Raw genomic sequence first — 17,531 nt, forward strand, 5'->3', positions numbered from 1 at the left:
CTCTCCCGGCATGATGGATAAAAAGCGGGCCACCCGATCAACAAAAACGTGTTGTCGCACTTCAGCTTGATTCCGCCCGCAATGTCAAAATGTCAGTCCAGCGCAACATAGAACTGTCAGTCTTCCCTCGGCTTTAAAGTGCTGGCAATAACAAATGGCGACGAGGCCGCCACGGTGGACGGCCTCATCGCATCTGGGGTCAGTTGCCTTCCCTATCGAAGTTTCGGGTTGGAAGGCCCAGCTTCAGAAACCGAAATGGCTGAGACCGGGATGGTCGTCGGGACGGCGGCCGAGCGGCCAGTGGAACTTGCGGTCGGCCTCGACGATGGGGTGTTCGTTGATGCTGGCATGCCGGGCGCGCATCAGCCCGTCCTCGGCAAACTCCCAATTCTCGTTGCCGTAGGCGCGATACCATTGGCCGCTGTCGTCGCGGTATTCGTAGGCGTAGCGCACCGCGATGCGGTTTCCGGTGAAGGCCCAAAGCTCCTTGATCAGCCGGTATTCAAGCTCCTTGTTCCATTTGCGGGTGAGAAAGGCTTGGATCTCGGCGCGGCCGGTCGCGAATTCGGCGCGATTGCGCCAGCGGCTGTCCTCGCTGTAGGCGAGCGTGACCTTGGCCGGATCGCGGCTGTTCCAGCCATCCTCGGCGAGTCGGACCTTCTCGACGGCGGATTCTGCGGTGAAGGGGGGAAGCGGCGGACGGGACATGGCATGCTCCTTCTTGCGGATGAAACGATACAGACGGTGATGGAAGAGCGTGGCGCGGTGCGATCCGCGCCCGGTTGACGTGCTTGAGGCAAGGCTCAGAGGGCAAGCTGGATGCGGTTTTCCTCATCGGGGCCGGCTTCGGCAGGCACGGCACTGCAAATCAGGACCTCGTCGGGGGCGACGCTGGCGCCCGGTTCGCGGATATAGGCCACGGCACCCTTCAGCAGCTTGGTCCGGCAGGTTCCGCATGTGCCTTCCCGGCAACTGTATTCGGGCTCCAGCCCGCGCGCTTCCGCCAACTCCAGCAACGTGCCGGACGCCGGCGTCCAACGATCCTCCTTCAGCGAGGTCATGAAGGCCACCGGCACCGGCTTGCTCGACGGCAGGGGACGGACCGGCGGGGGTGCGGCCCCGACGTCCGCCGTGCGCTGCAAGGACGATGGCCCGAATGCCTCGGCGTGGATCCGCCCGTCGGCGATGTTGCGGTTTCGCAGCCCGTCATAGAGCGCCTGCGTGAATGCCGGCGGGCCGCACAGGTAGAAATCATAGTCGTCGAACGGCAGGAAGCGGGTCAGCAGGGCCATGTCGATGCGGCCGGCCGCCTCATAGCCGACGCCCTCCTTGGCCGTGCCGGGCTCGCTCAGCACCCGGATCCATCTGACGGCACCCTGCCCTGCCGCCCCCTGCGCCGCGTTCACCAGCTCGGCGATCTCCCGGTCGAAAGGACGCTCGGACATCGAACGGGCCGCCTGGATGAGGATGGTCGGCCGCATCCGCTGTTTGCGCAGCCCCTCGTAGACGATGTGGCGCAGCATCGCCAGCAGCGGCGTGATCCCGATGCCGCCGGCCAGCAGCACCGCCGGCCTTGTCCCGTAAGGGTCGATGGTGAAGGCGCCGTCGGGTGCGCGCGCTTCGATGATGTCGCCGGCTCGGATGCGGTCGTGCAGGTGGCGCGACACCAGCCCTTCCCGCTTGACGCTGATCCGGTAGAGGCCGTCCGACGGCGCGGCCGACAGCGTGTAGGTGCGGATGACCGGCTTGTCCGATCCTGGAACCGTCACGCGGATCGGCAGGTGCTGACCGGCGGCATGGGGAAGAAGGCCCGCTCCGTCGGCCGGCTGGAGATGGAAGGAGCGGATCGCCGGGGTTTCGTCGACGATCTTCGTCACCCGGTACGGGCGCCAGCGTGTCGCCAGTTCGCCGGCCTGTATGCGGGCCGCCGCCTGCGCCCAATCCCCCGTCATCAGCGAACTGGGCGACCAGCCCTCCTTGCGGAACGACCAGCGCAGCGCCAGTGCGCCGGGACGGCGCAGAATGCGGCGCGGCTTGAAGGTCCACAGCCGCTCGGCTCCCTGGAAGGCCGCAATCTCCGGCGATTCCAGGATCACCTCCGCATCGCCGGTCATCTGCAGCATGTCGCCGCTGCCGTAATCGACGAAGACGAGGCCGGCCTTGCCGTTGAGAACGATGTTCCCGAGGGTCGAGAAGAAGAGGTTGCCGTTGAAGTCGGGCACCGTGAGGGTGCCGTCCTCCGCGACACGGACGAAGCCCGCCTTGCCGCCGCGATGGGACACGTCGACCTGACGGCGCTCGGCCCGGTCCGCATAGGTGGCGACGAAGAAGGCATCGGCCTCCCCGATCATGGCCCGCGCCCGTTCGTCCAGCCGCGGCAGGACCTCCACGACGCCGGTGAACTGTTCCGCCGGATCCCGTGCATAGTCGACATCGCGAAGCTGGATGTAGCGCGGGCAGTTCCCGAAGCTCTGGTCGACATCGACCCGAAATCCGGAGCCGATGGCGGTGACGACGCCGTTCATGCGGTTGCGGCGCCGGGTGTGCATCTCGATGCCCAGAAGGCCGACGGGATCGCCGTCGCGCATGCCCTCCCCCGCCGGATCGCCGGGATCGGCATGGGCGGCGATGTCGAGCCTCGTCGGCGTCGGCGACGACAGAAAGCCCGGCTTGCCGACGAGGAGCGTGGCCCACGGGTCGCCCGCGGGATCGACGCTGCCCAACACGATGAAGGGAAGCTGGGCATAAAAGTCGCGATGCTGGTCGGGCATGTGGTCGCGGATCACCCGCTGACCGACGGACTCCATCCGTTCGGCCACCCCCAGCTTCCGCTGGATGAACGTCTCACCCTCATGCCAGGGCGGCAGTGTTTTCAGTGCAGCGGTCATCGTCGGTGTCCCATGCTGGGGGGCGGTCGGACGGTGTGTCCGGAAGCGGGATGTGGCCCTTGGGGTAGCGCCCCGGCTCTCCCGATGGATCAGGCAGCCAGCCCGACCGGCGTCTTTACGAAGGGAACGAAGCCCGGCAGTTGCTCGATGCGGCCGAGGAAGGCCGTGACGGAGGGATAGCCGGAGAGATCGACGTTGCCTTCCGGCGCCTGGGCGACGTAGCTGTAGATCGCGACGTCCGCGATTGTCGGGTGATCGCCGACCAGCCAATCCTGCGCGCTCAGGTGGCTTTCGAGCCGGGTCAGCAGGGTATGGGCCCGGCCGATAACCTCGTCGGCGTTGAACTTCGCCCCGAACACCGTGATGAGCCGGGCGGCAGCCGGGCCGTAGGCCACCTCACCGGCCGCCACGGAAAGCCAGCGCTGAACCGCCGCCGCACCGCTGGGGTCTTCCGGCAGCCAGTCGCTCCGCCCCGCCTTCTTGGCGAGATAGACCAGGATCGCGTTGGAATCGGCGACGATGACGCCCGCATCGTCCAGGACCGGCACTTGTCCGAAGGGGTTGAGCTTCAGGAAGTCGGGGCTCTTGTGCGCACCGGCCTTGAGGTCGACCTCCACCAGCTCATGCGGCAGGCCGAGAAGCGATACGAGCAGACGGGCGCGATGCGAGTGGCCCGACAGGGGATGATGATACAGCTTCATGTCCAGCTCCGGTGATTTGCCGGACGGGGGCATTCCCGTTCCGCATCACCAGAGTGCTGGATCATCACCGCTGAGAGAATACCCGGCTTTCGCAGTTCATTCTTGCCTGGAATGAAATAATCCCCGGCCCGCCCCGCTCCTGCGAGCGTATTTTCACAGGCGGAGCGATGCCCTCAGGCGGCATTCGCGAGGTCGGGAGCGAGACGGCGTGCATCGGCGATCAGCGCCGCAGTCAGTGGCGGCTGGGGATCGCGCCGGCACACCACAAGGCCGATCAGGGTCGACAGTTCCGGCGCCACGATGGGGATGGCACGGATCGAGGGGGGGAGCAGCAGCGAATCCGCCATGATCCGCGGCATGATCGTCGACCACATGCCGGTGCAGAGATGGTTGGTCAGCACGACGATGGAGTTGGATTCGAGCATCGGTTCGGCATGCACCCCCGCTTCGGCGAAGGCGCGGTCGATGATCCGCCGGTTCTGCATGGTGGTGTTCAGCAGGCAGAGCGGCAGGGTCGCCGCCTCTTCCCAGGTCACGCTGTCGCGCGTGCCGAACGGGCTGTCCGCCGAGGTGATCAGGTGGTAGCGCTCGTGATAGAGCGGCACCTCGTCGACATTGCCGAGCGGTTCGTTGTCGAGATAGGTGATCCCGGCCTCCGCCTCCAGATTCTCCAGCTTGGACAGGATCTCGGTGGAGCTGTGGGAGGCGATGGTGATCTTGATGCCGGGATGCATCGACCAGACGGTGGCGGTCAGCCGCTGGACCATCGGCAGTGCCGTCGGCACCACCACCAGCCGCAGCGTACCGGTCAGGCCCTGCTTCATCGTCTCGACATCGGCGCGCATCGCTTTGTAGTCGCCGACGATGCGCCGCGCCCACTCCAGCACCCGCTCCCCTTCCGGCGTGAAGCCGATGAAGCGCGCGCCGCGGTCGACCAGCGGCACGCCCATGGTCGATTCCAGCTGCTTGATCGCGGCGGACAGATTGGGCTGCGACACCCCGCAGACCTGTGCCGCACGGCCGAAATGCTTTTCCGTCGCCAGCGCGATCAGAAATTCGAGTTTTTCCTGCATGCCGGGTCTCCTCCCACCACGTCTTGCGCAGCGTGGATCGGGAACGTATCGATCACGACCCGAGCAACATCATTGATCTCAAACATGTGTCCGCGTCTCCGCGCGGGCTGCCGCAGCGGCAATGCGACGCATCGTAGGCGCACGAAGCTTTATCCTCACGACACCTCCATCTCGACGAGCCGGAACGCCTCGCCCTGCGGACGGTCGATGCGCAGATCGGCCCCCTCCAGGAAGGTGTCGCGGCTGAGCAGGTCGAAGGCATGACGCAGGGCGTCTGGTTGCACCCGGCTGGCGCAACCGATCAACAGGCTGACGCGCACCACCCGGTCGAAGGGATTGGCCTCGCGCGCTGTCATCGCCTGTTCAAGCAGCGATTGGCACAGAGCGATCTCATGCATGGGCTGAGACCTCCAGAAACGGAGAAAATCCCCTCTCCCCCGGGAGGGGGGAGAGGGGAAGCTAATTCCCGGCATACCTCACGCGAAGGCCGGGGCCTTCTTCGCCGCACGAGTCACCGCGTTGCTGAGACCGCCCTTCAGCTTCGCATATTCCTGCTGGACGTAATTCTCGGCCCAGACCTGATCGGCGATCGGCTCGACCCTGACAGCGGCATACTTGTACTCCGGCGTCTTGGCGATGGGATCGACGGCATGGATGGTCAACTCATTGCAGGCGCCGATCCACCACTGGTAGGTCATGTAGACGGCCCCCTTGTTGGTGCGGTCGGTGACGCTGGCGCGGGTGATCACCTTGCCGCGGCGCGACGACACCCAGACCAGTTCCTGGTCGCGGATGCCCAAGGACTTGGCGTCCTTCGGGTTGATGGTGACATAGCCGGGCTCGTCGGCCAGAGTCTGCAAGGCGGCGCAGTTGCCGGTCATCGAGCGGCAGGAGTAATGGCCGACCTCGCGCACGGTGCAGAGGATCAGCGGGAACTCCTCGGTCAGCTGATCCTGCGGCGGACGCCATTCGGTGGCGAATAGCAGGCCTTTGCCGCCCGGCCGCTGGAAGACGTTGCCCTCGTAGAGATACTTGGAGCCTGCCGAGTCGATCTCACGGCAGGGCCACGGCACCGCACCCAGCCCCTCCATCTTCTCGTAGGTGGCGCCGTAGAAGATCGGGCAAAGCTCGCGCAGTTCGTCCCAGATCTGCCTGGTGTTGTCGTAATGCATGGGATAGCCCATCGCGGTGGCGAGCAGGCTGATGATCTCCCAGTCGTGCTTGACATCGCCCTTGGCGTCCACCGCCTTGGTGAAGCGCTGGAAGCTGCGGTCGGCGGCGCTGAACACGCCCTCATGCTCGCCCCAGGAGGTCGCCGGCAGGATCAGGTCGGCGAACATCGCCGTCTTCGTCATGAAGATGTCCTGGACGATGACGAACTCCATCGCCTCGAAGCCCTTGCGCACCTGGGCCAAGTCCGGCTCGGTCTGGGCCGGGTCCTCGCCCATCACATACATCGCCTTCAGCTTGCCGGTCTCCGCCAGATGCGGCACGTCGGTCAGGCGGTAGCCGATCTCGCCGGGCAGCGATGGGACGCCCCAGGCCTTGGCGAACTTCTCGCGGATCTCCGGATCGGTGACCTTCTGGTAGCCGGGGAACTCGGTCGGCAGCACGCCCATGTCGCAGCTGCCCTGGACATTGTTCTGGCCGCGCACCGGGCCGACGCCGACATTCGGACGGCCGAGATTGCCGGTCAGCAGCGCCAGCCCCGACAGCCCCTTCACCACATCGACGCCCTGGCCCCACTGAGTGACGCCCATGCCCCACAGGATGGTGGCGGAGGGGGCGGCGGCATAGATGCGCATCGCCTCGCGGATGTCGGCGGCCGGCAGGCCGGTGATCGCCTCGGCATATTCGGGGGTGTATTTCTCGACGATCTTCCTGTACTCGTCGAAACCTTCCGTGTGATTGGCGACATACTCCTTGTTGTAGAGTCCTTCATTGATCAGGACATTGGCGAAGGCATTGACCAGCGCCATGTTGGAGCCGTTGTTCAGCGGCAGCCACAGGTCGGCCAGCCGCGCCGTCTCGATCTTGCGCGGATCGCAGACGATGATCTTGGCGCCGCGCTCCTTGGCCTTGATGATGCGCTTGGCGATCACCGGATGGCTGTCGGCGACGTTGTAGCCGAAGACCAGGACGCATTTGGTATGCTCGATCTCGGGGATCGAGTTGCTCATGGCGCCGTTACCCAGCGTTACCTGAAGACCGGCGACCGACGGGCCGTGGCAGACGCGCGCGCAGTTGTCGACATTGTTGGTGCCGAGGACTGCGCGGGTGAATTTCTGCATCACATAGTTGGTCTCGTTGCCGGTGCCGCGCGACGAGCCGGTGGTCATGATCGAATCGGGGCCGTATTTGGCCTTGATCTCGCCCAGCTTCTTCGCCGCGTACTGGATCGCCTCGTCCCACGACACCGCCTCGAAGGCGGCATCGCGCGAGCGGCGCAGCATCGGGTTGCGCAGGCGCGGCGTCAGCAGCTTGGTGTCGTTGATGAAGTCGTAGCCGAAATAGCCCTTGAGGCAGAGTTCCCCTTCATTGGTGACGCCGTTGAGGGGCTCGGCACCGACGACCTTCCCGCCCTCGACCAGCAGATTCAGTTTGCAACCCGTACCGCAATACGGGCAGACCGCCATATGCTTTTCCATCTCGACCTCGATGTTCGCTCGATTGTGCCGGCTGTGCGTCAGCCGTAGTGATGGGGAGTGATGGGAGTCAGGCCGCGACTTCGGCGGCTTCCAGCGCGGCGCGCTCGCGGCGGCGGCGCAGGGTCTCGTCCATCGCCTCCCGGTCCATCAGGGTCAGGGCGCTGGTCGGGCAGACCGACACGCAGGCCGGGCCGGCGTCGCCACGCTCGATGCACAGGTCGCATTTATGCGCCTGCGCCTTGACGCCCAGGCTGAGCGTCATGCCGGCGAATTGCCGGACCGCCGGCACCGTCACCACGTCCATGACGCCGAACGGGCAGGCCAGCACGCAGTTCTTGCAGCCCAGGCAACGCTCCTGCTCCACCTGCACGCTGTGCTGGCGATAAACGATGGCGTTGTTCGGGCAGGCGTTGACGCAGGGCGCGTCCTCGCAATGGTGGCACATCACCGCGGTGCTGACGTCGGCCGTCTTCACCATGCGGATGCGCGGCTTGAAGCTTTCCGGCGCCAGTCCTTCGACGCCGGCCCCATCGGAATGGGCAAGCGCACAGGCGACCTCGCATGTGCGGCAACCGATGCACTTGCTCGGGTTGGCAGTGACGAATCTGTTCATTCCCGTCGTCCTTGTTGGCAGCCGGAGGGGGCCGTCGAACGAATCCGCCCCGGCATCGCTTCACTGTTCCCTGGCGTTGCGCGCCGGTTGGCCATATCGGGCACCGGTGGCTTCACGTCCGATTTGAATCGCTTATCGCCCGATCTTTAAAAGTAATCGATGCCGATAAGCCGATCCTATCGAGTATATTCTCTTTCTTATCGCAGTTTCCGGGGCGCCATTTGACAGTCAACGTGTCATCAGACCCCCGGCCTTTGTGTCGCGCACCTTATACCCACTTTTTTTATGTGTCTAGTTGACATCGCGTCACCCACGGGAATAGCGTAGCGAAGTCAACGGCGATCCAAATCAAGACCGCCTCCCTGACAAAAATCGCAACAGCTGGCTCTCCTTCTGCCACGTCGCCTGTAACAACAGGCGGCGGGGAGGTGTGCGCGAGCCAATACTGTCTTCTTATTGGTCGATCAGGTTTTTTTATCGGGCCTTCCCAAAGACCCGATCGGCCGATTCGACGCACCCGCCCGGGAAGCCGGAGGTCTGGATATGAATCGCTTCGTTATCGCGGAACCGAGAAAATGCATCGGGTGCAACACCTGCATGGCGGCCTGCACCGAGGCACACAAGAAACAGGGGCTGCAGGCGCATCCCCGGCTGACCGTCATGCGGATCGGCGACGACACTGGCCCGGTCCTCTGCCATCAGTGCGAGGACGCGCCCTGTGCCCGCGTCTGTCCGGTCGACGCCATCACCTTCGGGGCCGATGCCATCCTGCTGAACGAGCAGACCTGCATCGGCTGCAAGATGTGCGCGCTGGCATGCCCCTTCGGTGCCATCACGCCCAGCGGCACCGGCATCGCCGGGGTCGCCGGCATCGCCGTCGCGACACCCAGCCATTCGGCGGCGCTCGATCCGCTGCTGGCCTGGGACATCGGCGTGCGCAGCGTGGCGGTGAAATGCGACCTCTGCGCCTTTTCCGGCGACGGCCCGGCCTGCGTGCGCGTGTGCCCGACCGCCGCCCTTTACGCGGCAGACGCCGATGCCACCCGCCAGGCTGCCGCCGTCAAGCGCACGCTGGCCGCGGCGGCACCGGTCAGTCCTGAAACGCCGCTCGCCTCGCTGGAGGGGCTGGACCCATGATTCCACTCTCCCTGCTCATCATGTCGCTGCTGCTGTCCTGCGGCGGCGCCATCCTCTGCCTCCTCCTGAAGCATCGGGAGGGGGAGATCCGTCTTGGCGGCAGCGGCGTCGGCATCGCCGCGGCGCTCGCCGGGCTCGGCGCCGGGCTGACGGCCATCGGTGCCGGCCAACCGGCCGTGCTCGACGCCGCCGGCCCCTACCCCTTCGCCCATTTCGTCCTGCGGCTCGACCCGCTGGCCGGCCTGATGATCGCGGTCATCTCGCTCTTGTCGCTGGTCGCCTGGATCTATGGCTTCGCCTATGTGCGCGAATATGCCGGGCGCGGCGTCGGGGCGATGGGCTTCTTCATGAACGCCTTCATCGCCTCGATGATGCTGGTGGTGGCGGCCGACAACGGTTTCTGGTTCCTCATCTTCTTCGAGATGATGTCGCTGGCCTCCTATTTCCTGGTCATCTTCGACCAGGACGACGAGGCGGTGGGCGCCGGCTTCCTCTATTTCCTGGTCGCCCATGGCGGCTCGGTTCTGATCATGGCCGCCTTCTTCCTGATGGCGAACCAGGCCGGCAGCTTCGATTTCGCCGCCTTCCGCGCCCATCCGCTGCCGGCCCCGCTGGACAGCGTCGCCTTCCTGCTGGCCTTCATCGGCTTCGGCGCCAAGGCCGGCATGATCCCGCTGCACATCTGGCTGCCGCGCGCCCATCCGGCCGCCCCGTCGCACGCCTCGGCGCTGATGTCGGGCGTGATGATCAAGATCGGCGTCTTCGGCATCGTCAAGGTCGGCATCGACCTGCTGGGCGCCAGCGCCGGGCCGGCGATGCTGGGCTGGGGCCTGCTGGTGCTGGCCTTCGGCGCGGTGTCGTCGGTGCTGGGCGTCGTCTATGCGCTCGCCGAGCACGACATCAAGAAGCTGCTCGCCTACCACTCGGTCGAGAATATCGGCATCATCCTGCTGGGCGTCGGCACCGGCATGATCGGCATGGCGCTGCACCAGCCGGTGCTGGCGGTGCTGGGCCTGATGGCCGGCCTCTATCACCTGCTGAACCATGCGGTGTTCAAGGGCCTGCTGTTCCTCGGCGCCGGCTCCACCATCTTCCGCATGCACACCAAGGACATGGAGCAGATGGGCGGGCTGGCCCGCAACATGCCCTGGACCGCCCTGTCCTTCCTGGTCGGCGCGCTGGCGATCTCGGCGATCCCGCCGCTGAACGGCTTCGTGTCGGAATGGTACACCTACCAGGCGCTGTTCGCCGCGGCGCTGGACGGCACCCCGCTGGTGAAGTTCGCCGCCCCCATCGCCGCCGTCATGCTGGCGCTGACCGGCGCGCTGGCGGTGATGTGCTTCGTCAAGGCCTACGGCATCATGTTCGCCGGGGCGCCGCGCAGCCATCATGCGGAGGAGGCGCGCGAGGCGCCGGCCGCGATGGTCGCCGGCATGGCGGTGCTGGCCGTCGCCTGCGTGGCGCTCGGCCTGCTGGCCCCGCTGGTGGCGCCGGTGATGGGCCGCATCGCGGCGGCGACCATCGGCACCGCTCCGGTCACCCTGGCGGTCGGCACCACCCTGCTGCCGGGCGATGCCCAGCAGGCGACGCTTTCCACCCCGCTGATCGCCATCCTGCTGATCGCCATGGCCTTCCTGCCCATCACGCTGAAGGCAGCCTTCGCCGCCAAGCGCGGCGGCGACCGCAAGGCGGCGGCCCCCTGGGCGGCCGGCTATCTGCCGGACCATCACATGTCCGCCAGCGCCGGCAGCTTCGCCCAGCCGATCCGCATGTTCTTCGCCCCGCTCTACACCATGCGCCGCGCGATTGCCGGGCGCTGGACCGGCATCGCCCACGGCTTCGAACGGGTGGTCACGCTGGCGCGGCGCACCGAACCGCTGGCAGACCGCAGCGTCATCGCACCGATCGCCGGTGCGGTCGATGCCAGCGGCAAATGGCTGCAAATCATCCAGGCCGGCGATTTCCGCATCTACTGCCTCTACATCGTCGCGGCGCTGATCGCGCTGCTGGCGCTGGCCGTCTGACGGGAGGACGCCATGCTGACCTTCTCACACCTGATCCTGGGACTGTTCCAGGCGCTCCTCCTGTTCGCCGCGGCACCGCTGGTTTCCGGCCTGTCGCGCATGGTCCGGGCGAAGCTGCACACCCGCCACGGGCCGGGCCTGCTGCAGGACTATCGCGACATCGCCAAGCTGCTGACCCGCCAGGATTTGACCCCGCCGGACAGCGGATTCGCCTTCCGCGCGATGCCGGCGGTGATGCTGACGACGGTGCTGGTCATCGCCATGGGCATCCCGATGCTGACCCGCTTCACGCCGGTGGCGCCCATCGGCGACCTGATCACGGTCATCTACCTGTTCGCGCTGGCCCGCTTCTTCTTCTCGCTGTCCGGTATCGACAGCGGCAGCTCCTTCTCCGGCATCGGCGGCAGCCGCGAACTGACCATGGGCGTGCTGGTGGAGCCGGTGATGCTGCTGTCGCTGTTCGTCGCGGCCCTGCTGGCCGGCTCGACCAACCTCGGTGCCATCGGCAGTGCCATCGCCGACGGCCATGTGCGGTCGGTCACCGCGACCATCGTCGCCGCCCTGTCCTTCGCCTATGCCATCTACATCGAACTGGGCAAGCTGCCCTACGACATGGCGGAAGCCGAGCAGGAGTTGCAGGAAGGCCCGCTGACCGAATATTCCGGCCCGTCGCTGGCGCTGATCAAGTGGGCGATGGCGCTGAAGCAGACGGTCGTCGTCGCCTGGTTCATCGGCGTCTTCCTGCCCTTCGGCAGTGCGCCCGAGATGACGTTTTTCGGGCTGCTGTTCGGGCTGGTCGCCTTCGCCCTCAAGCTGGTCCTGATCTTCGCCGCGGTCGGTGTGGTCGAGAACAGCGTCGCGCGGGTCCGCTTCCGCCTGACCCCCCAGCACAGCTGGGTCGGGGTCGGCGCCGCCTCGCTCGCCTTCGTCTTCTATCTGGTCGGCCTGTGAGCCGGCGAGGGGCAGCATCATGATAACACTCCCCACGGAACCGCTCGGGCTGTTGGCGCTGGCCGCCATCCTCGTCCCCTTCGGCGGTGCGGCGGCGATTGCGGCATCGGAGCGGGCATCGGCCAAATGGCTGTGCCAGGGCTTCGCCGCGGCCACCGTCGCAGTGATCGCCATCCTCGCCCTGTCGCTGCTCGGCGACGGCAAGGTCGGCGGCACCTTCGAGCTGATCTCCTTCGGATCGGTCTCGATCCTCGGGCTGGTGGTGGACAGCGTCAGCGTGCTGATCGCGCTGGCGGTGATCGCCATCGGCCTCCTGGTGGCGATCTATTCCGCCGCCTACCTGAATGCCGGCAACCGCGAGCATCCCGACATCGGCCGGCGGCGCTACTACGCCTTCCTGCTGGTGTTCATCGGCGCCATGACCGGGCTGGTCTTCAGCTCCACCGTCGTCGGCCAGCTCGCCTTCTTCGAGCTGACGGGCGCCTGCTCCTGGGCCTTGATCGGCTATTACGAATCGCCCAAGGCGTTGCGCTCGGCGGCCAAGGCGCTGCTGGTCACCCACGTCGCCTCGCTCGGCCTCTATGTCGCGGCGGCGCTGCTGTTCCTGTCGACCGGCACCTTCGCCCTGACCGCCATCGCCGATCTGGCACCGGGCATGAAGGCGGTCGTGCTGCTGGCGATCCTGGTGGCGGCCTGGGGCAAGTCGGCCCAGCTGCCCTTCCACATGTGGCTGCCCGACGCCATGGAGGCCCCGACCCCGGTCAGCGCCTACCTGCATGCGGCATCCATGGTGAAGGTCGGCGTCTACATCTTCGCCCGCGGGCTGATGTCGTCGGGCGGCGCGCCGGAGATCGTCGGCTGGGTCGGCTCGATCATGGCGGTGCTGACGCTGGTCTACGGCTTCTTCATGTATCTGCCGCAGGTCGATCTGAAGCGCCTGCTCGCCTATTCGACCATCACGCAGCTGGCCTACATCCTCTTGGCGCTGTCGCTGTCGGTCTTCGGCTCCGACCTCGCCTTCAAGGGCGCCATCGCCCACATCTTCAACCACGCCTTCGCCAAGACGCTGTTCTTCCTGGTCGCCGGTGCGCTGAGCTACACCGCCGGCACCCGGCTGCTGCCGTCGCTGCGCGGCATCGTCACCAAATCGCCGCTGCTCGGCGTCGCCTTCGTCTGCGCCGCGCTCGCGATCACCGGCGTGCCGCCCTTCAACGGCTTCTTCAGCAAGTTCGCCATCTTCGCCGGCGGGTTCGAGGTCGGGGCGCATCATTGGGCGCTGATGCTGCTGGTCGTCATCGCTCTCGCGGAATCGGTCGGCTCCTTCGCCTGGTTCCTGAAATGGCTGGGCCATTCGGTGCCCGGCAAGCCGTCCGCCACGATGGCCGCGGCGGCCCCGCTGCCGGCCGGCATGAAGTTCGTGCTGGTGGCCCTGGTGGTGATGACGGTGGTCTCAAGCTCCATCGCCGCCTCTTGGCTCGGTTGAGGGAGGGAACGGTCATGAACGGATTTCTCATCGTCAACGGCCTGTCGGGCCTGCTGATCGTCAGCTCCCTTCTGGTCACGCTCGCCGGCAATCCGGCCAACTCCGCCCGCTTCTACGCGCTGCAGAGCTTCATCCTGGTGATGCTGTTCGTGGCGCTGGCGGGGGCCACCGGATCGGGCGAGCTGTATCTCTGGTCCTTCACCGCGCTGCTGACCAAGGTGATCCTGGTCCCGGCCATCATGTATCGCGCCTTCCGCCGGCTGAGCGACCCGGCCATCGGCTCGGGCGCGGTGATGCCGACGGCACTGTCCATCGTCGGCGCTGCGGTCGCCGTCATCCTCTGCTTCGGCGTCGCCTCCAAGGTGACGCTGCCGGCAGCGGACGCCATCAAGCCGGCGCTGGCGGTGTCGCTCGCCCTGTTCTTCATCGGGCTCGCCTGCATCGTGGCGCAGCGGAACATCCTGAAACAGGTGTTCGGCTATTGCCTGATGGAGAACGGGTCGCACCTGACCCTGGCCCTGCTGGCCCCCAACGCCCCGGAGCTGGTGGAGATCGGCATCGCCACCGACGCCATCTTCGCGGTGGTGGTGATGGCGGCGCTGGGATCGCGGATCTTCGACACGCTGCACACGCTCGACGCGCGCCAGCTCACGAGCCTGAAGGGATGACCGCCATGGTACCCTCGATCCTTCCCCCACTTCTGCTGATCGGTCCGCTGGCGGTGGCGTTGTTCCTGCTGACCCTGCCCTGGTTCCGGGAGTCGCTGCCCGAAGCCTTCGCGACCGACCGGGGCAGCGTGACGCTGCTGGAGCGCATCCATCTGGGCTCCATCGGTTATGTCTTCCTGCTGAGCGTCGCGGCCCTGATCCAGGTGCTGTCGAACGGCGCCATCTCCGCCTTCGGCGACTGGCTGTTCGTCGACGCGCTCGGCGCCGTCTTCATGATGCTGATCGGCGTGGTCGGGCTGATGACCGGCCTCTATTCCATCGCCTACATCCGCCACGATCTGGAGTCCGGCGCCATCGACGCCGGCAAGGTCCGGATCTACTACGGCTTCTTCAGCCTGTTCCTGTTCACCATGCTGCTGGCGGTCACCGCCAACAACATCATCATGATGTGGGCGGCCATCGAGGCGACCACGCTGGGCTCCGCCTTCCTGGTCGGGCTGTACGGGCAGAAATCGTCGCTGGAGGCCGCCTGGAAATACGTCATCATCTGCACGGTCGGCGTCGCCTTCGGCCTCTACGGCACGGTGCTGGTCTTCTCCAACGCCGCCGACGTTCTGGCCGACCCGCATCAGGCGGTATTGTGGACGGCCCTGGTCGGCCATGCCGCCGAGTTGGACCCGATGCTGGTCAAGCTGGCCTTCGTCTTCGCCCTGATCGGCTTCGGCACCAAGGCCGGCATCTTCCCGATGCATGCCTGGCTGCCCGACGCCCATTCCGAGGCGCCGAGCCCGGTGTCGGGCCTGCTGTCGGGTGTACTGCTGAAATGCGCCCTGCTGATCGTCATCCGCTTCTACGTGATCACCGTCGGCACGGTGGGCACCGGCTTCCCGCAGATGCTGCTGCTGACGCTGGGCCTGCTTTCGGTCGGCGTCTCGTCGCTGCTGTTCTTCGTGCAGCAGGATCTGAAGCGCAAGCTGGCATATTCCAGCATCGAGAATGTCGGGCTGATTGTCGTGGCGCTCGGCGTCGGCGGGCCGCTCGGCATCGCCGCGGCCCTGCTGCACACCATCAACCACAGCGTCACCAAGGCCCTGTTCTTCTGCAGCGCCGGCAATGTCCTGATGAAGTACGGCACCCGCGACCTGCGGGCGGTGAAGGGCGTGCTGCGGGTGGCGCCTGCCACCGGCCTCCTGATGATGGGCTGCGCGCTGGCTCTGGCCGGCTTCCCACCCTTCAACATCTTCGTCAGCGAATTCATGGTCTTCATGGCCGGGCTGAACGAGGGCTATGGCTGGATCATGGCGCTGTGCGCGCTGTTCCTGTGCATCACCATCGCCGGTCTGGTGAAGATCGTCGCCGACAGCGTGCTGGGCAAGAGCCCGGAGACGATGGCCAAGGGTGACGTCGGCTGGAAGGCGCTGGCCCCGCTGGGCGTGCTGGCGGTGCTGGTGCTGACACTGGGCTTCGCCGTGCCGCAGCCGCTGTCCACTCTGGTGCAGCAGGCGACCGCGGTGGTGATGAACGGCGACAGCCGCCCGGTGGTCGCCGCCCCCTGGCAGACATACGACACGGTCCGTGCCGGCGGGCAACTGGTGACCGGCAGCCTCTCGCAGACGGAGATTTCCAAATGAACATCCTCACTCCGGACCGGGTCGGAAGCGGCATTATCGCCTCCCTGCGCGAGAGCCTGCCCCATGCGATCCTCGATGAATCCTGGCAGACCGAGGCCCAGGTCACCATCACGGTCAAGCCGCAGTCGCTGCCCGATGTGGTCGCCAGCCTCTATTACGACCACAATGGCTGGCTGTCGGTGGTCGTCGGCAACGACGAACGGCCGCTGAACGGCGCCTATGCCGTCTATTATGTCCTGTCCATGGAGGGCGCGGACAAGTGCCATGTGGTGGTGCGCTGCGAGGTCCCGGCCGATACGCTGGAATACCCGTCCGTCACCCCGCGGGTTCCGGCCTGCGTCTGGGGCGAGCGCGAGGTGCGCGACATGTTCGGCCTGCGCCCGGTCGGTCTGCCGGACGAACGCCGCCTCGTGCTGCCCGACGACTGGCCGGACGAGCTGTATCCGCTGCGCAAGGATTCGATGGATTACCGGCTGCGGCCGGCGCCGACCAGCGACGACGAAACCTACCAGTTCATCAACGAGGCAAAGCAGGAAACCCGCGTCGTCCCGCTGGGGCCGCTGCACATCACGTCGGACGAGCCCGGCCATTTCCGCCTGTTCGTCGACGGCGAGGACATCATCGATGCCGATTACCGCATGTTCTACGTCCACCGCGGCATGGAGAAGGTGGCCGAGACGCGGATGGGCTACAATGACGTGACCTTCCTGGCCGACCGCGTCTGCGGCATCTGCGGCTATGCCCACAGCGTCGCCTATGCCAACTCGGTCGAGAATGCGCTGGGCATCACCGTGCCGCCGAGGGCGCAGGCGATCCGCTCCATCCTGCTGGAGACGGAGCGGATGCACAGCCATCTGCTGAACCTCGGCCTCGTCTGCCATTTCATCGGCTTCGACACCGGATTCATGCAGTTCTTCCGCGTGCGCGAGAAGGCGATGACGCTGGCGGAGCTGCTGACCGGCGCGCGCAAGACCTATGCGCTGAACCTGATCGGCGGCGTGCGCCGCGACATCCTGGGCGACCAGCAGGCCAGGACCCGCGAACTGGTCGCCGAGCTGCGCGACGACGTGACCCGGCTGGTCGATGTGCTGCTGTCCACCGCCAACGTCAGCGGCCGCGTCAAGGGCGTCGGCCGGCTCGACCCGCAGATCGCCCGCGACTACAGCCCGGTCGGGCCGGTGGTGCGCGGCAGCGGCCACCGCCGCGACACCCGCGCCGACCATGCCTTCGCCGGCTACAAGCTGCTCGACATGCCGGTCCATGTCGAACAGGGCTGCGACGTGCTGTCCCGCACGCTGGTGCGGGTGGCGGAGTTCTTCGACAGCCTGTGGATCATCGAACAGTTGCTGGACAAGGCGCCGGCCGGCCCGGTGCTGACCGAGGACTTCACCTATGTCCCGCACAAGTTCGCATTGGGCTTCACCGAGGCGCCGCGCGGCGAGGACATCCACTGGTCGATGACCGGCGACAACCAGAAGCTCTACCGCTGGCGCTGCCGCGCCTCGACCTACAACAACTGGCCGGTGCTGCGCTACATGCTGCGCGGCAATACGGTGTCGGACGCCCCGCTGATCGTGGGCAGCATCGACCCCTGCTATTCCTGCACCGACCGCGTGACCGTGGTGGACGTCCGCAAGAAGCGCTCCAAGACCATCGCCTACAAAGAGATGGAGCGCTACTGCCGCGAACGCACGGATTCACCGCTGAAGTGACG

The 17,531-nt window shown here is 66.3% G+C and carries 14 protein-coding genes; 7 read left to right on the plus strand and 7 right to left on the minus strand.

The window, feature by feature from the left end; all coding sequences use genetic code 11:
- Positions 1-243 precede the first annotated feature (243 nt).
- The 7 genes from CRT60_RS07030 to CRT60_RS07060 form a co-directional block, all read right to left on the minus strand.
- Positions 244-708: a nuclear transport factor 2 family protein gene (locus CRT60_RS07030; protein ID WP_098735723.1), complete on the minus strand. Its 465-nt coding sequence runs from the start codon at positions 706-708 to the stop codon at positions 244-246.
- 95 nt (positions 709-803) lie between these two features.
- A complete protein-coding gene (locus CRT60_RS07035) occupies positions 804-2,888 on the minus strand; it encodes a 2Fe-2S iron-sulfur cluster-binding protein (RefSeq protein ID WP_098735724.1) in 2,085 nt (694 codons plus the stop codon).
- Positions 2,889-2,977: 89 nt separating this feature from the next.
- Positions 2,978-3,589 carry a glutathione S-transferase family protein gene (locus CRT60_RS07040; RefSeq protein ID WP_098736240.1) on the minus strand — a complete coding sequence of 204 codons (612 nt, stop codon included), beginning with the start codon at positions 3,587-3,589 and terminating at the stop codon, positions 2,978-2,980.
- Positions 3,590-3,762: 173 nt separating this feature from the next.
- Positions 3,763-4,662 carry a LysR family transcriptional regulator gene (locus CRT60_RS07045; protein WP_098735725.1) on the minus strand — a complete coding sequence of 300 codons (900 nt, stop codon included), beginning with the start codon at positions 4,660-4,662 and terminating at the stop codon, positions 3,763-3,765.
- Positions 4,663-4,817: 155 nt separating this feature from the next.
- Entirely contained in the window at positions 4,818-5,060 is a 243-nt protein-coding gene (locus tag CRT60_RS07050) for a hydrogenase maturation nickel metallochaperone HypA/HybF (RefSeq protein ID WP_098735726.1), read from the minus strand.
- 78 nt (positions 5,061-5,138) lie between these two features.
- Positions 5,139-7,298 carry a formate dehydrogenase subunit alpha gene (gene fdhF, locus CRT60_RS07055; protein ID WP_244592330.1) on the minus strand — a complete coding sequence of 720 codons (2,160 nt, stop codon included), beginning with the start codon at positions 7,296-7,298 and terminating at the stop codon, positions 5,139-5,141.
- 79 nt (positions 7,299-7,377) lie between these two features.
- Positions 7,378-7,923 carry a 4Fe-4S dicluster domain-containing protein gene (locus tag CRT60_RS07060; protein ID WP_098735728.1) on the minus strand — a complete coding sequence of 182 codons (546 nt, stop codon included), beginning with the start codon at positions 7,921-7,923 and terminating at the stop codon, positions 7,378-7,380.
- Positions 7,924-8,520: 597 nt separating this feature from the next.
- Here CRT60_RS07060 and CRT60_RS07065 point away from each other — a divergent pair.
- From CRT60_RS07065 to CRT60_RS07095, 7 genes are read left to right on the plus strand one after another with little or no spacing between them, the layout of a single operon-like run.
- Entirely contained in the window at positions 8,521-9,060 is a 540-nt protein-coding gene (locus CRT60_RS07065) for a 4Fe-4S dicluster domain-containing protein (protein WP_244592331.1), read from the plus strand.
- The gene (gene hyfB / locus CRT60_RS07070) at positions 9,057-11,084 is read left to right on the plus strand and encodes a hydrogenase 4 subunit B (RefSeq protein ID WP_098735730.1); all 2,028 of its coding nucleotides are present in this window, start codon (positions 9,057-9,059) and stop codon (positions 11,082-11,084) included. Before CRT60_RS07065 ends, hyfB begins: the two co-directional genes overlap by 4 nt.
- Before the next feature lie 12 nt (positions 11,085-11,096).
- Entirely contained in the window at positions 11,097-12,035 is a 939-nt protein-coding gene (locus tag CRT60_RS07075) for a respiratory chain complex I subunit 1 family protein (RefSeq protein WP_098735731.1), read from the plus strand.
- Positions 12,036-12,054: 19 nt separating this feature from the next.
- Complete coding sequence (locus CRT60_RS07080; protein WP_098735732.1) at positions 12,055-13,518, plus strand: hydrogenase 4 subunit D; 1,464 nt, start codon at positions 12,055-12,057, stop codon at positions 13,516-13,518.
- A 14-nt stretch (positions 13,519-13,532) separates the two neighbouring features.
- The gene (gene hyfE / locus CRT60_RS07085; RefSeq protein WP_098735733.1) at positions 13,533-14,186 is read left to right on the plus strand and encodes a hydrogenase 4 membrane subunit; all 654 of its coding nucleotides are present in this window, start codon (positions 13,533-13,535) and stop codon (positions 14,184-14,186) included.
- A 5-nt stretch (positions 14,187-14,191) separates the two neighbouring features.
- Entirely contained in the window at positions 14,192-15,817 is a 1,626-nt protein-coding gene (locus CRT60_RS07090) for a hydrogenase 4 subunit F (protein ID WP_244592332.1), read from the plus strand.
- Positions 15,814-17,529 carry a hydrogenase large subunit gene (locus tag CRT60_RS07095; RefSeq protein ID WP_098735735.1) on the plus strand — a complete coding sequence of 572 codons (1,716 nt, stop codon included), beginning with the start codon at positions 15,814-15,816 and terminating at the stop codon, positions 17,527-17,529. Before CRT60_RS07090 ends, CRT60_RS07095 begins: the two co-directional genes overlap by 4 nt.
- Positions 17,530-17,531: the final 2 nt, after the last annotated feature.

The sequence above is a fragment of the Azospirillum palustre genome (assembly GCF_002573965.1).
Classification (GTDB): domain Bacteria; phylum Pseudomonadota; class Alphaproteobacteria; order Azospirillales; family Azospirillaceae; genus Azospirillum; species Azospirillum palustre.

Bases quoted from the DNA above. Each gene is read 5' to 3' on its own strand.
- CRT60_RS07030 (WP_098735723.1), bottom strand. From the start codon at position 708: ATGTCCCGTCCGCCGCTTCCCCCCTTCACCGCAGAATCCGCCGTCGAG.
- CRT60_RS07035 (WP_098735724.1), bottom strand. From the start codon at position 2,888: ATGACCGCTGCACTGAAAACACTGCCGCCCTGGCATGAGGGTGAGACG.
- CRT60_RS07040 (WP_098736240.1), bottom strand. From the start codon at position 3,589: ATGAAGCTGTATCATCATCCCCTGTCGGGCCACTCGCATCGCGCCCGT.
- CRT60_RS07045 (WP_098735725.1), bottom strand. From the start codon at position 4,662: ATGCAGGAAAAACTCGAATTTCTGATCGCGCTGGCGACGGAAAAGCAT.
- CRT60_RS07050 (WP_098735726.1), bottom strand. From the start codon at position 5,060: ATGCATGAGATCGCTCTGTGCCAATCGCTGCTTGAACAGGCGATGACA.
- fdhF (WP_244592330.1), bottom strand. From the start codon at position 7,298: ATGGCGGTCTGCCCGTATTGCGGTACGGGTTGCAAACTGAATCTGCTG.
- CRT60_RS07060 (WP_098735728.1), bottom strand. From the start codon at position 7,923: ATGAACAGATTCGTCACTGCCAACCCGAGCAAGTGCATCGGTTGCCGC.
- CRT60_RS07065 (WP_244592331.1), top strand. From the start codon at position 8,521: ATGGCGGCCTGCACCGAGGCACACAAGAAACAGGGGCTGCAGGCGCAT.
- hyfB (WP_098735730.1), top strand. From the start codon at position 9,057: ATGATTCCACTCTCCCTGCTCATCATGTCGCTGCTGCTGTCCTGCGGC.
- CRT60_RS07075 (WP_098735731.1), top strand. From the start codon at position 11,097: ATGCTGACCTTCTCACACCTGATCCTGGGACTGTTCCAGGCGCTCCTC.
- CRT60_RS07080 (WP_098735732.1), top strand. From the start codon at position 12,055: ATGATAACACTCCCCACGGAACCGCTCGGGCTGTTGGCGCTGGCCGCC.
- hyfE (WP_098735733.1), top strand. From the start codon at position 13,533: ATGAACGGATTTCTCATCGTCAACGGCCTGTCGGGCCTGCTGATCGTC.
- CRT60_RS07090 (WP_244592332.1), top strand. From the start codon at position 14,192: ATGGTACCCTCGATCCTTCCCCCACTTCTGCTGATCGGTCCGCTGGCG.
- CRT60_RS07095 (WP_098735735.1), top strand. From the start codon at position 15,814: ATGAACATCCTCACTCCGGACCGGGTCGGAAGCGGCATTATCGCCTCC.